Annotated in this window: 6 protein-coding genes; 3 read left to right on the top strand and 3 right to left on the bottom strand. The window is 50.8% G+C overall.

Translation table 11 applies throughout. The annotated features are described in order from the left end of the window. Positions 1-88 precede the first annotated feature (88 nt). Genes NW211_RS11035 through NW211_RS11045 form a run of 3 tightly spaced genes read right to left on the bottom strand, consistent with a single transcriptional unit; the run spans position 89 to position 5,826 of the window. Positions 89-1,474, bottom strand: coding sequence for an efflux transporter outer membrane subunit (locus NW211_RS11035; protein WP_258327889.1), 1,386 nt, complete (start codon positions 1,472-1,474; stop codon positions 89-91). Continuing rightward, positions 1,471-4,569 (bottom strand): efflux RND transporter permease subunit, encoded by a 3,099-nt coding sequence (locus NW211_RS11040; protein ID WP_258327890.1) that lies wholly within the window; start codon positions 4,567-4,569, stop codon positions 1,471-1,473. The genes NW211_RS11035 and NW211_RS11040 overlap by 4 nt, the downstream gene beginning before the upstream one ends. Before the next feature lie 6 nt (positions 4,570-4,575). Continuing rightward, a complete protein-coding gene (locus NW211_RS11045; RefSeq protein WP_087407497.1) occupies positions 4,576-5,826 on the bottom strand; it encodes an efflux RND transporter periplasmic adaptor subunit in 1,251 nt (416 codons plus the stop codon). A 694-nt stretch (positions 5,827-6,520) separates the two neighbouring features. Between NW211_RS11045 and NW211_RS11050 the strand changes: the two genes are divergently transcribed. The 3 genes from NW211_RS11050 (at position 6,521) to NW211_RS11060 (ending at position 14,806) form a co-directional block, all read left to right on the top strand. Continuing rightward, positions 6,521-9,838 (top strand): SusC/RagA family TonB-linked outer membrane protein, encoded by a 3,318-nt coding sequence (locus NW211_RS11050; protein ID WP_258327891.1) that lies wholly within the window; start codon positions 6,521-6,523, stop codon positions 9,836-9,838. Positions 9,839-9,866: 28 nt separating this feature from the next. Beyond that, positions 9,867-11,651 (top strand): SusD/RagB family nutrient-binding outer membrane lipoprotein, encoded by a 1,785-nt coding sequence (locus NW211_RS11055; RefSeq protein ID WP_258327892.1) that lies wholly within the window; start codon positions 9,867-9,869, stop codon positions 11,649-11,651. Between the two features lie 113 nt (positions 11,652-11,764). Beyond that, positions 11,765-14,806: a T9SS type A sorting domain-containing protein gene (locus NW211_RS11060; RefSeq protein ID WP_258327893.1), complete on the top strand. Its 3,042-nt coding sequence runs from the start codon at positions 11,765-11,767 to the stop codon at positions 14,804-14,806. Positions 14,807-14,857: the final 51 nt, after the last annotated feature.

Consider the following 14,857-nt stretch of genomic DNA (forward strand, 5'->3'; position numbering starts at 1 on the left):
AATCCAAACAAAAAAGGATGACCCTTTAAAGTCTTTGACTTTTGGGTCACCCTCATTTTCTTTATACTATATTGGTCTCGGCCTGTGTTTAATAGGCTTGTGTGCTCCAGCCTCCGCCCAATACCTTGTAGAGATTGACCATGGCCAGATATTCGTCGCGTATGGCATTGCTCAGCCCGATTTGAGCGTCGAAGAAGTTACGATGAGCATCCAGTACGTCGATGTAGCGGATTACCCCGTTGAGGTATTGCAGTTGAGCCAGGTCGACATATTTTTGGGCCGCTTCGTAGAGGTTGAGTTGCAACTCCGAAGTGCGCCGCTTCTTCTGGTAGGTGATGACGGCATCGTTGACCTCGCGAAAGACCTCGAGCACCTTCTGCTCATAGGCATAGCGCTTTTCGTCGTATGCCGCCAGGGCAGCCTTGTATTGCGCCTTCTTCTTCCCGAAGGTAAAGAGCGGGGCTACCAGATTGCCTGCCACGTAGGAGAAGGGCGATTGGAAGTAGCCTCTCAGTTCGTCGTTCTCGAAACCACCCACCAGATTGATGGTCAGCCTGGGAAAACGGTCGGCATAGGCAATGCCTACCGAAGCCATGGCCGATTTGAGCTGCTGTTCGGCCTGTCGCACGTCGGGGCGTCGTTGCAGCAGAGTAGAGGGGAGACCTATGGGAATCTCTTCGGGAAGCGAGGCGTTGAGGTCAAATTTTTTCCGTTCTATCTTTGAAGGATATTCTCCCGACAGAACGGCTATTTGATTCTCTTTCAAGGCTATTTTCTGTTCCAGATTCGGGATGAGGGCCGATGCGTTGGCCAATTCCACCTGAGCTTGTTGGTAGGCCGTCTCGGAGGTGAGACCACCCTCGAACCGCAGGCGGGCCTGGTTGACGCTCTCCTCGCGGGTCTCGACCGTCTGCAACACAATTTCGAGCTCTTGGTCCAGTGCAACCAGTTCGAAGTAGGCGGTGGCCGTTTCGGCAATCAGAGTCATCTGCATGGCCCGTGCAGCTTCGACCGAATTGAGGTATTCGGCTGCTCCTTTTTTCTTGCTCCAGCGCAGGCTGCCCCACAGGTCTACTTCCCAGCTCAGCGAGGCTTTCAGGCTGAGTTCGGGTTCGATGCTGGTCTTTTCGCCGTAGTAGGCATTGGTCTCGCGGTCGGCAAATACCTGGCCTCCGATCGAGGGCCACAGCGACGCCTTGCTCACGCGGTACAACTCCTCCATTTGTCGGATATGCGCTTCGGCTGCCCGCATGTTGCGGTTGTTGTTCAGCGTTTTGTCGATGAGTTTGCTCAGGGTCGAGTCGGAGTAGAGCTCCCACCAGGCCATATCGGCCAGCGTGAGGGTATCGTTTTCTCCCGCGATGATTTCGTCCGGCAGATTGAGCTCGGGCGCCTGGCAGCGCTTCTGGATGGAGCAACCGTTCAGAAGCAACGCGGCCAGCAGTATGAATAGAACTATTTTTGTCTCTTTCATCGTTTCATCAGTTTAAATTTCAGCTTGTATACCCATACAAAGAGCAGGGGAACAAAGATAATACCTATCGTGATGGCCACAATCATACCGAAGAATACGCCGGTACCGATGCCTTGTCGGCTGGCCGAACCCGGACCGCTGGCAAAGACGAGCGGCAACATACCGAGGATGAAGGCCAACGAGGTCATTACGATGGGGCGGAACCGCAGGTGTGCGGCTTTGATTACCGCATTGACTACGTTGTTGCCTTTCTCCACCTCCTCTTTGGCAAATTCGACGATAAGGATGGCGTTCTTGGCCACCAAACCGATGAGCATGACCAAACCGATTTGGAAGTAGATGTTGTTTTCGAGCCCGCATATCCAGTTGCCCAGATAGGCTCCCACACCGGCAATCGGCAGGGACAGAATCACGGCTACCGGGATAGACCAACTCTCGTACTGGGCTGCCAGGAACAGGAAGACGAAGAGCAGGGCCAGTGCCAGCACATAGCCGGTTTGTCCGCTTACATGCTTCTCCTGATAGGAGAGGCCGCTCCATTCCACACCGATGTTGGAGGGGAGGTGCTTCTTGGCAATATCCTCGAGGATGGTCATCACCTGGCCCGAGCTGTAGCCCGGAGCCGCTTCGCCCGATATGGTAGTCGAGGTGAACATGTTGAACCGTCGTATCGTACCCGGGCCGGTCGTGTACGAAGTAGTGCCGAGGGCCGTGATGGGTATCATGGCGTTGTTGCTGCCCTTGACGAAGAATAGGCCCAGATTCTCCTTGTGAGCCCGGTAGGGGGCTTCGGCCTGGATGTAAACCCGATAGATGCGGTTGAACATGTTGAAGTCGTTGACATAAATCGACCCCGTAAAGGTTTTGAGAGTCGAGAATATATCGGAGATTTTCACGCCCAACATCTGAGCCTTGTCGCGGTCGACATCGAAATAGAGCTGGGGAATATCGTTCTGAATCGATGAGGAGAGGCCGCTGATTTCCTTACGTTGCGAAGCGTAGTAGAGCAGGGTGTCGGCCGCTCGTTGCAGGTCTTCGTAAGAAGCGTCGCCACGGGCTTCGAGTACCATCTCGAAACCTCCCGAACTACCCAGACCCGGGATAACGGGCGGCGTGCTCAGGTAGGCTTTGCTTTCGGGATATGTATTCAGCTCTTCACGAATCTCTTCCATGATTTCGCGCAGGTTCGACGACTTGCGCTCTTCCCACGGTTTGAGAATAACGGTCAACTGGCTGCGTGACTGGTTGGTACCTACACGAGGGCTCGAGCCGGTTACGTTGAGCACATAGTCTACATCCTTGCGTGACATCAAATAGTTCATGGCCCGGTCGGTTATTGCCCGGGTACGCTCGAGGGTAGCCCCTTCGGGTAACTCCAATTCTACGGTGAAGTATCCCTGGTCTTCCTGCGGCATGAAACTTTGCGGTACTACCTTGTTGAGCAGCCAGATGGCAATCAGGGAGAGCCCGAAGGCTACCAGCACCCGGCGCGGATTTTTCAGGCCCTTGCGAATGAGTCGCTCGTAAAGCCGGTTTCCGAGTCCCAACCACAGATTGATATAGCGGAATACCTTGTTTTTCTTTTTACCCGAGGCCGGACGGAGCAGCAGGGCACACATGGCCGGACTCAGCGTGAGGGCGACCACGGTCGAGATGAGCACCGATACGGCAATGGTGATGGTGAATTGGCGATAGAGCTGACCCGTGATTCCGGCCAGAAAGCTCACAGGCACAAACACGGCGCACAATACCAGCGAGGTGGCAATAATGGCACTGCCCAGTCCCCGCATTGCCTTTTTGGTGGCGGTATAGGGGTCGAGGTGCTCTTCATTCATGATACGCTCGACATTCTCGACTACCACAATGGCGTCGTCGACCACGATACCGATAGCCAGAATGAGACCCAACAGAGTCATCATGTTGAGCGAAAACCCGAATGCCAGCATGATACCGAAGGTACCGATCAGCGAGATAGGTACGGCAATCACGGGGATAAGGGTAGCCCGCCAGTTCTGCAGGGAGAGGAATACCACCAGAATAACCAGAACAAGAGCCTCGAACAAGGTGTGATACACCTCGCTGATCGATTGCGAGATGTAGGAGGTCATATCGAACGGAATCTCGTAGGAAATGCCTTCGGGGAAGTTGCGGCTGATAGCCTCCATCTCTTTCTTCACCGATTTGGCTACCTCCATGGCGTTGGCTCCCGGCAACATGTTGATGTTCAGCACGGCAGCATTACCGCCGTTGATACCGCTCTCGGTGTTGTACGACTGGGCTTCGAGCGAGATGCGGGCCACGTCGCGCAAGCGGGTCAGCGACCCGTCGGGGTTGGCCCGAATCACAATCTCTTCAAACTCGGCTACCGACGACAATCGCCCTTGTGCGATGATAGGGGTGGTCACGTCGATGTTTTCGATGGGTTGTTGACCCAGCACACCGGCAGCCGATTCCCGGTTCTGGTCTTTCAGGGCCTTTTGCAGGTCTTCGACCGTGAGTCCGAGGTTGGCCAGTCGGTCGGGTTGAACCCATATTTGCATGGCGTAGTAGCGACTGCCGACATTCGACACGCTACCTACGCCCTTGACACGTCGCAGCACATCTACTACGTTGAGTGTCGCGTAGTTACTCAGATAAATCTCGTCGAATTTCGGGTCGTTCGACAGCAGCGTAACGGTCATCAGCTTGCTCGAAGCCTGCTTCTCTACCGAGATGCCGTTTTGTACCACCTCGGCCGGCAGACGGGCTTCGGCCTGCTTGACCCGGTTTTGTATTTCTACGGCCGCCAGGTCGGGGTCGGTCGATATGTCGAAGGTGATGGTTGCCGAAAAACTACCCGAGTTGCTGTTGGTCGACTCCATGTAGAGCATACCGGGGGTACCGTTCAACTCCTGCTCGATAGGTGTGGCTACGGCTTGGGTAACGGTTTGGGCACTCGCTCCCGGATAGGAGGCCGAGACCTTGACTACCGGGGGAACAATCTGGGGATATTGGTCTATGGGGAGGAGGATAAGGCCCAATACACCCACAATTACGATCACGATTGAAATAACAATCGAGAATATGGGCCTGTCAATAAAGAAGTCCGATTTCATAATGCACTAATTTTTGGGACTTTCTTCTTTTTTGGACTCTTCTCGATAAATGGCCGGTATCACCTTGTCGCCGTGGGTAAGTTTGTGGTATCCCTCTACAACGATGTTTTCGTTGGGGACAAGGCCACGCTCTATGATTACGTTGTTACCCACTTCGGGACCGAGTTCGACCATCCGGCGTTCGGCTACGCTGTCGGTTCTTACGACAAAGATGTAGGCGCCGCCCTTTTCGATAATGATTGCCTTGGTAGGTACTACGACCGCTTTTTCCCGTACATCGAGCAGAAGTCGCACTTTGGTAAACTGTCCCGGCAGCAGGATGTGCTCGGGGTTAGGCATCTCGGCACGAACCGAGAAGGTACCGGTTTGCGGGTCGACCTGCGGGTCGGCAAAGTCGACGATACCCCGTTGCGGGTAGGCCGAGTTGTCGGGCAGGGTGATGGTGATATAGGGTTCCCACGTGCGGGTTGTATCTTTCTGTCCCAGATTCACGTTGCGGGCTTTACTTTTCAGGTAGTCTAGCCCCGTCATGCTGAAGTCTACGCGCACCGTGTCGCTCTTGACCACCGTAGCCAGCAGCGACTGTCCACCCGGGCTCACGAGGGTACCTATGTCGACATTACGTTCCGATATGTAACCCGAGATGGGCGAGCTTACGGTTGTATACCCCAATGCTGTTTCGGCTTGGGTGAGGTCGGCTTCGCTCATCTCCACCTCGGCCTTGGCGCTCTCGTACGAAGCGATGGCGTTGTCGAGGTCGAGTTGACTGGCAGCATTCTGCTGGTAGAGGGGGCGTATACGCTCCAGGTCACGCTCGGCTTTCAGGGCCAGAGCCTTGTTCTTGTTCAACTGAGCTTTGGCTTTGTTGGCTCGGGCCTGGTACAGTTTAGGGTCGATAATGAAAAGTGGCTGACCCTTTTTTACATAGGTGCCTTCGTCGAAAAGCATTTTCTCGAGGAAGCCCTCGACCCGGGCCCGTATTTCGACAAACTGCTGGGCTCTGATGCGACCCACATATTCGCCATAAATCTCTACATCGTCGGTCTTCACGGGCTCTACTTCTACAATCGGCAGGTTGGGAGCCGGAGGTGCCGGTCGCAAGAACCAGTATAAGCCACCGCATATCAGAAGCAGGGCTATACCTATATATATCCACGAGCGTAACGAAATGCGGCGAAGTTGCTCTCGTAGCAGCAAAATGTAACCACCGATTCTTCGGGCCGTGCGCCGAATATTCTCAAAAGAAAGTTTTGTCATAAAATTTAATTCGTTGTTTTTTAGTGTCGAAACACAGTAATCCTAATTTAATGAAGAATGGAATGGTTTGCAAAAATACACTTTTTCCCTTTTATATGCGTTATTCTATTGCAATATTTAGAAAAAGAATCGCGAAAAATGGAGTTTTTTTTGTTTTATTCCAACTTAAATCGGATATTTGCAGCGGCTAAAATTTGATAAAGGCCCTTTTTTTGTAAAAAATCAATTTACAAAAAAGAACATATTTTATTTTACTTAAAAAAGATGCTTCTGTTGAGTGATTAAATTACTGAATATAAATGAATTTAAATTTTAACAAATTGACTCTTCGTACCATGATTACACAAAATAGAAAAAAAATATTTTTTTTTACTAGGGGAAAATCGGGAAATGGAGTTATTTAATATATCGTGAGAAAAAATAGCAAACTATATATAATGTATAATATGCCAGAAGAACGAATCATGAAAAAAACATTTCTTTTTTTGCAGGGAAATCAAAAAAATATTTATATATTGCAAGCGTTTTCTATTTGGAACGTGTAAAACTTGTTGTATGGGTTTTTACAAGTGATAGCTTTTCTTGAATAAAAATAGCATAATGATAATATATAAAGCCTATGGAGATTAAGTAATAGTTTTTTTAATGAGAGAGGTAAATTTTTTTTAGTATTCGAATACCTATAAATGCACGTATGTATAGAAGAAATCTAAAAGCAATTATTGTAGCTTTTGTACTGGTTTCAGGTTTTGGAATCGGTACCGCTGCGCATGCCAGTGCAGCCCCGGCTGTGGCGTCGAGTACGACACAAGCCCAGAGTGTAAATCAGAATGTAGCCGCAGGTACGAAAGTGGTTACGGGTACGGTTACCGACCCCTCGGGCGAGACTCTTATCGGTCTTACCGTAAAGGTTGTGGGTACCAACGTAGTCGTAGCAACCGATATCGACGGTAACTATTCGATTAAAGTTCCCGCGGGGAGCAACGAGTTGGAGTTCTCGTATATCGGCTATGAGACGATAAAGAAAGCTATCAACGGACAGAGCAAGATTGATGTAGTGATGGACAGCAACGACAAGTTGCTCGACGAGGTGGTGGTAACCGCCATGGGTATTACCCGTAAGGAGTCGTCGCTGACCTATGCTACTCAAGAGATCAAAGGCGACGAGTTGATGAAAGTACAGGATGCCAACTTTGTAAACTCATTGCAAGGTAAGGCTGCCGGTGTAACGATTACACAGAGTGCCGGTGGTGCCGGTGGTACTTCCAAGATTCTGTTGCGTGGTAACAAATCGGTTATGGGTAACAACAGCCCGCTGATTGTGGTCGACGGTATTCCTATGACCAACCAGATTGGTGGTGCCGCTTCGGCATGGAGCAGCGATGGTAACTCTCTTACCTATTCGAGCACGGCCGAGGGTGGCGATGCTCTTTCGCTGGTGAACCCCGATGACATCGAGAGCATCAACATTCTGAAAGGTGCCAATGCCGCCGCCCTGTACGGTAGTGCTGCTGCCAACGGTGTACTGATGATTACCACCAAGCGTGGTAAAGAGGGTAGCATCTCGGTGAGCGTGAACTCCAATGTGACGTTCGAGTCGCCGCTGGTTCTCCCCCAAATCCAAAACACCTACGGTGCCGATGTCAACGTGGCTGCCAATCAGCTCTCTACCACGAGCTGGGGTAAGAAGGTGTCGGACATGACGGCCGAAGAGCTTGCTTACCAGGGTGCTCACCTGCGCAACTATACCAAGAACGATATTTCCGACTTCTTCGAGACGGGTGCTACCTACAACAACTCGGTTTCGATAAGCGGTGGTACCGAGAAGGTTCGTTCCTACTTCTCGTATGCCAACTCTTACTCCGACGGTATGGTGCCCAACAACTCGTACCAACGTAACACCTTCTCGTTCCGTCAGAACTACTCGCTGTTCAAAAAGAAATTGAACATCGACCTGTCGTTGAACTATGTACACGCTACGACCAAAAATCGTCCCGGAGGTGGTACGGTGATGAACCCCTTGTACGACCTGTATCGCATGCCGCGTAACATCGACATGGATTACTATCGCAAGAACTACATGGGCCAAGGCACCTGGACCTCGAATATCTATGGTTACTACAACGAACAGAGACAATGGATTGCCAACGGTACTGCTCAACTGTCGGGTCCCATGCAACAGTGGGCCTACTTCTCGCCGGGTAACAACAACCCCTACTGGATTACCGGCATGAACCGGAGCGAGAATACCGAAGAGCGTGCCTACGGATACATTTCGGCCAGCTACGAAATTATCCCCGGCTTGAAAGCTCAAGGTCGTTTGAATATCGACCGCGCCAAATACAAAGGCTTCACCAACCGCTACGCCACAACCTGGAACGTAGCCACGATGGAAGACTATGGTATGTATGGTCAAGACCTCCTGTGGAGCAACGACATCTATGTAGATGCCATGTTGAGCTATAACAAAGAGATCAAAGACTTCTCGATTTCGGCATCGGCCGGTTGGGTAGGGCACACGGTGAAAGGCGAAACTCAAAAGATGTGGAACCGCGCTACCTACTTCTCCTACACCTCGATGAACGAGCTGCCTACCCGCATCAACTTCTTCGAACCCACCGCTTCGTGGGGTGCCGGTAACGTAACTACCTACAGCCTCTCGTCCAACTGGGACAAGGGTCTCTTCTTCACCGGTCAAATCGGTTATAAAGATTATGTATACTTGGAAGGTAGCTACCGTCAAGACTGGTATCGTGCCTTCAAACAGTTCGAGTATCGTGGTACGCCCGATAACTACGGTTACTTCTCGGTAGGTGCCAACACCTTGATGCACAAATACATCACCATGCCCGAGTTCATCACTCACCTGAAGCTGCGCGCATCGTATAGTGAGGTAGGTAACTCGATTCCCAACGAGGTATTCAGCATGGGTTCCGAGAACCTGGCTACCGGTGCCATCGCATCGTCGACCTACGGCTACTTCGACAACCCGCTGCCCGAAACTTCCAAATCGTTCGAGGCCGGTTTCGATGTATCGCTCTTCGAGAGTGCCCTCAACTGGGATTTGACCTACTATCACACGCAACTTTGCAACAGTTACTTCCTGCAGACGACTACGGGTGGTAAGTTGAAACCTGTAAATACCGGTATGATTCGCAACCAAGGTATCGAGACCACGCTCTCTTACTCGCTCAACTTCTCGAAAGACTGGATGTGGAGAACCTCGGTTAACTTCTCGTACAACGACAACAAGATTGTAAAAACCTTCAAGGACGACCAAGGCAACCCTGCCAAACTCGAGCAGAAGATTGCCGGTGGTAACATCGTGGTTCGCTACGACGAAGGTGGTTCGTATGGCGACATGTACGCCCTCGACTTCCGTCGCAATGCTGACGGCAGCATCTGGTTGAGCTCCGAAGGTGCTCCCCAGGTAAGTACGACCGACTTTGTTTATCTGGGCAACATGAACTCCGATTTCCAACTGGGTTGGGGTAACACTTTCACCTGGAAAGACCTTTCGCTCTACTTCCTGATCAACGGCCGCATCGGTGGTAAAGTCATTTCGCTTACCGAGGCTTACCTCGACTATCAAGGCGTTTCGAAACGGGTAGGCGACGCTCGCGACTACGCTGCCGCTCACAATCTGGTATGGACTTCGCCCGACGGATCGGTAACGAAACCGGGTATGATTATGCCCGACGGCAACGTGGCTCCTATCCAGGAATACTACCAGACCGTAGGTGGTAACTACATGGGTTCGCAATATGTATACGATGCTACCAACTTCCGTCTGGCCGAGCTCTCGCTGGGTTACACCTTCCGCAACCTCTTCGGTGGCGTTATCCGCAACCTGTCACTCTCGGTTATCGGTCGTAACCTCTTCTTCATCTACAAGGATGCTCCGGTTGATCCCGATATTGCCCTCTCGACCAAAAACGGTTTGGGTGCATTCGATATCTTCAATATGCCGGCAACCCGTTCGATCGGTGTGAATTTGAAAATTGATTTTTAAGTAAGTAGCCAATAATTAAGATAGAAATATGAAAAAAACCATTTTAACGGCATTTTGTGCCATGCTCGCTGCTGCGAGCTTGCACTCGTGTTTGGATTTCGATATGCCTACCGATACCTTTACCGGCGGTCAGACCGATTTGGATCCGGTCGTGTACAGAGGTAAAGCCGATAGCATCGACTATCGGAAAGTGATTTCGGAGCAGGGCTTCAACGATGCTATGTCCGATTTGCAGCAATACTTTGCCCAGATGAAGACAGCCCAATACTACCTGCGTGGTGGTAAAGATGGTCAGACCCCGGGTCCGCACCAATACCAGTATGTTTACAACATCACGGTCGACAACTATGCCGGTTATTTTGTAGTACCTCACAATTTCTCGCACGGCGGCGGCGGTCTGCTCAACTCGACCTATGCCTACAACCAGGACTATTGCGATGGCCCTTATGGTGCATTCCTCAGCATCAAGAACAACATTGCCAACATGATCAACCACCCCATGATCGACTCGATTCCCGAAATGAAAGCTATCGGTCTGTTGATCTTCGACTATTCGTCTCAAGAGATGGTAGACCTCTACGGTTCTATTCCTTATGTTGACCACAAGTCCAACAAGGAGAGCAACCCCTTTACCTTCAACAAGATGGCCGATATCTACGCTTCTATCGTAGATAACCTCGATACCATCAACGCCTGCTTGAAGCACTTCGACAGTCGTCCCGACTGGTACAAAGCCGGTGTACAATCTATTTTGGGTCAATACGATGTGATGACTCAAGACAAGAGCGTAGCATCGTGGTGCCGCCTGGCCAACTCGTTGAAACTGCGTATGGCCATGCACACCGTGAAGGTTCAACCCAGTGTAGCTCAGAAATGGGCCGAAGAGGCTGTTCAAGCCGGTGTTGTAGAGACTACTGCCCAAGAGTTGCTGCTCGACCCCATGGTGATGGGTTATACCAACCCCTTGTTCGAGATTGCCAACAACTGGGGTGATACCCGTCTGAACGCTTCGTTCGAGAGCCTGCTCGCCAGCCTCAAGCACCCCTATCTGGAGTATGTGTTCGACAAGAACAGCAATATCGTTGTCAACTCGTCCGACCCCAACGACATCATGCAAGCCAATACCCGCATCATGGGTCTGCGTGCCGGTATCCGTATGATTCCGGGTCAGGCCTACAAGGACAACTTCCGCATTGCTTACTCGTCCATTAAAAACAATGGTGAGATGGCTATGGCTCCGCTCTATCTGATGAAGGTTTCGGAGGTTGAGTTCCTGCGTGCCGAAGGTGCTCTGCGTGGTTGGAACATGGGCGGTAGCGCTCAACAGTTCTACGAGCAAGGTATCCGCAACGCTCAGGTAGAACACCGTCTGATGTCTACTTATTATCCCAATGCTGTCGACGAGTACATGAGCCTCGAAGCTCCTGTGGCCTATAAATATGTAGATCAGTACGATCACAGCTACGATGCCGAGAGCGTGACCACCATCGGTGTGAAGTGGAACGAAGGTGACTCGCAAGAGACGAAACTCGAGAAAATCATTACCCAGAAGTACATTGCCGCTTTCCCGTACTCTTATGAGTCTTGGAACGACATGCGCCGCACCGGCTATCCCAAACAGTTCGAGGTGCTGAACGTAGAGGATGGCGACGGTAGCCTGGTACAGGGCGATATTATCCGCAAGATACCTCTGCCCGGTCGTGATACGTCGGTAGGTATGTCCGATATCACCGCCTCGGGTATCGAAGCATTGGGCGGTAGCGATACGCAAGGTACTCGTGTATGGTGGGACGTAGCCGGTTCCAATTTCTAATTCCTAAATTTAACCAGTATAGTCAAAGAGCGGGGGAGAACCCCCTCGGGTCGCTTCCCCGCTCCTCGCTATAACAAAAAACACAATCTTTTTTTTAATTTAATGTTTTTATCATGAAGAAGTTTACCGTATTCGGTGCGGCTCTGCTCTTAGGCACAGCCGTAAACGTGCAGGCACAGGATGTAATCTACCCCGCGTCTGCATCGACTGAGATTTTTGACTTTACTCCATGGGACGACGATCAGCTGCTCGTGCTCTTTGCCAAGGCAGCCGACGAGGGCCGCAAATATCCTACCAAGGAGGAGTTTGAGGCTGCCGGTTTCAATCTCGACCTGGAGTTCTCGCGTTCGCACGTGCGTCCTGCCGCCATCATGGAGGATGCCACGAAAAACATCGTTCCCGATGTGTATCCTACCCGTCGGTTGTGGATGAACATTCCTACCGGTCAAGGTGACCTGATTGGTGGTTATCCCAGTGCCGAGTTCCACAACGACGTTTACTCCATGTGGAACTACACCAACCTCTATGGTGCTTGGAACCACAGCATTCTGCAAGCTCCCGGTTCGTGGGCCGATGCCGCTCACAAAAACGGTACCCACATGTTCTCGGGTATCAAGTTCTTCGAAAGCTGGGGTACAACCTCGAGTGCATATATTGACTTTATTACGGCCAAGAATGACGACGGTTCGTTCCGTTATGTCGATGCCCTGTTGAATGCCTTGATTTATCTGGGTCTCGACGGTATCAACTACAACTTCGAGGACGAAGGCTACAAACAAACCGACGTAGTTAATTTCCACAAAGCCCTTTACAAAAGAGCTGATGAGATTGGTTTCGACAGCTTCCACATCGGTATCTATACGAGCATGTCGTCGTTGACCAGCTACAACTTGGATGCTGTATTTGGTACAAAAGAGACCGGTAAGACGGCCGACCTGATGCTGAACTATGCTGCCAATGACTTCTCGTGGAATATGGCTTCGTCTGTAACGACTGCCGAGCAGGCCATGGGTTCTGCCGACGGTCTCTACGCCGGTGTATGGATGGTAACTTTGAACCGTCGTTGGACCGCTCTGAACCAAGATGAGCAATCCAAGAAGTGTGGTGTATGTCTGTGGGGCGAACACAAAGTGAGCCGTATCTTCCAATATACGGTAGGTAACTCGCTGATGGAGTTGCAATCCAACTATCAGACGCTGTTGGAGAAGGTATTCTCGGGTGCTAACCGCACGCCGCTGAATCGTCCGGTTGTCTCGAACTCGGCCGGTAACTTCCAAGTATCTCCCTCTGTTGGTATCGACCAACAGTTGACCTCGTTCTGCGGTCTGGCTTCGTTCATTCCCGAGCGTACGGCTATCCAAGGCGACCTGCCTTTCAACACCAACTTCACGCTGGGTAACGGTGATTTCTATGCCTACAAAGGTAAAAAGACACTGGGTAGCTGGTACAATATGGGTCAGCAAGACTATGTACCTACCTATCGTTGGGTCATCTACAACACGGGTACCGAAACCCTCTCTAACGACATCAAGGCCGAGTTTACTCACGAAGATGCTTACATCGGTGGTTCTTCGTTGCGCCTGAAAGGTACTCCCACTTCGACGGGTGCCGACGTATGGTTGTATCGTGCCAAACTGAATGTTTCGGCTGGTAATCCTAAAGCTAAAATTGCTGTGAAGACGGGTGTTGAGGGTACCAACGCTTCGAACCTCTACCTCATCTTGAGAAAATTCGACGATTCGAACTGGATGGAATTCCCCGTAGGCGACCTGGCTGGTGCAACCTGGGAAGAGAAAGAGATTGCTCTTACCGGTATTAACGCCGGCGATGTAATCGAATACATCGGTTTCCGTGTAAAAGGTTCGGCTGCCAATGACGACTATAAGATCATGATTGGTCAACTCATGCTGAGCGACGACCGTGCTGCTTCGGCTCCGGCCAGCATCGATGGCGAAAGCATCATCGCCGAAGTAAAAGAAGAGACTACCTCTTCGTTGTCGGTGAAACTGACTTGGAAAGTTGATCCTGCCGGTTTCTCGCCCGCTCGTGAAGACTATGGTATAATTTACAACGACGAGGTGAATATCGACCACTTCGAACTCTTCTACAAGAATGGCGAAGACGGCCGTGTATCGGAAGTAGGTCGTACCTCTACCTGGTCGGCTTATATTGGTAACATCCAATTCGCAAACGAAAACGACGATCCTTATGTAGGTATCCGTTCGGTATCGAAAGACATGAAGACCTACTCGCCCATCGAATGGGTTCACATCGCACGTTCTACCGAAACTTTGCCCGAGGCTTCCAACTCGCAATATCCTCCGACGTACATCAACTCGGCTGCCGATGGTTACGAGACCGCTTTGAGAACTCGTTACATTGCCGAAGTGAAGACGACCGGTGCTACTCAAAACATCGACTACTCGAGAAGCGACTCTGTAGGTGGTGAAAACTACCTCTTCGCCGAGGACTATGTACTGAAAGTTGAGCAAGGTCAGAAAGTAACCTTGACTCTCAAAGGTGCCAACTTGGACGATAACCTCAAGTACTGCTTCGGTGTTGCTTATATGGACTGGGATATCAACTACGAGTTCGATGCTACGACCGACGAAAAACTCTTCGAGGTTGGTCAGCTGAATGCCGGTACCGACTCGATCGTATCGGGTTCGACCTTCATCATCAATGTTCCCGAGGATGCTGCAGTGGGTACGACTCGTCTGCGTATGGTATTCTCCGATGCATGGTTCCCGCACCCCGGTCCCACGGGCGGCACGCAAAAAGGTTTCTCGATCGACTTCCCGGTTGAAGTTTCTGGCTCGAATGCTGGTCGTGAACCGGCTGCAAGCTATACCGAATTCCGCGACCAAGGTGTTGCCGACGAACCTGAAATGAACGAAGTATCGGGTATCGAGAACGTAGTCAACGAAAACGGTGGTCTCTCTGCTGTTTCGTCGATGTATCCTACCGTTACCAGCGACATGATCTATTTCAACAACGTAGAAAAGGCTTGGATATACACTGCCGACGGTCAATTCGTTAAGTTCTTGAAGAACAACCCCGAATCGGCTAATGTATCTGACCTCTCTGCCGGTGTTTATGTAGTGAAGATGCAAAACGGTCGCGTAATTCGCAACCAAAAGATGATCAAAAAATAATCTAAGATTGTTTTAGATTATAATCAGTCTGAAAAAGACTGCCTCTCTCGA

This window comes from Barnesiella sp. ET7 (assembly GCF_024733785.1).
Classification (GTDB): Bacteria; Bacteroidota; Bacteroidia; order Bacteroidales; family Barnesiellaceae; genus Barnesiella; species Barnesiella merdigallinarum.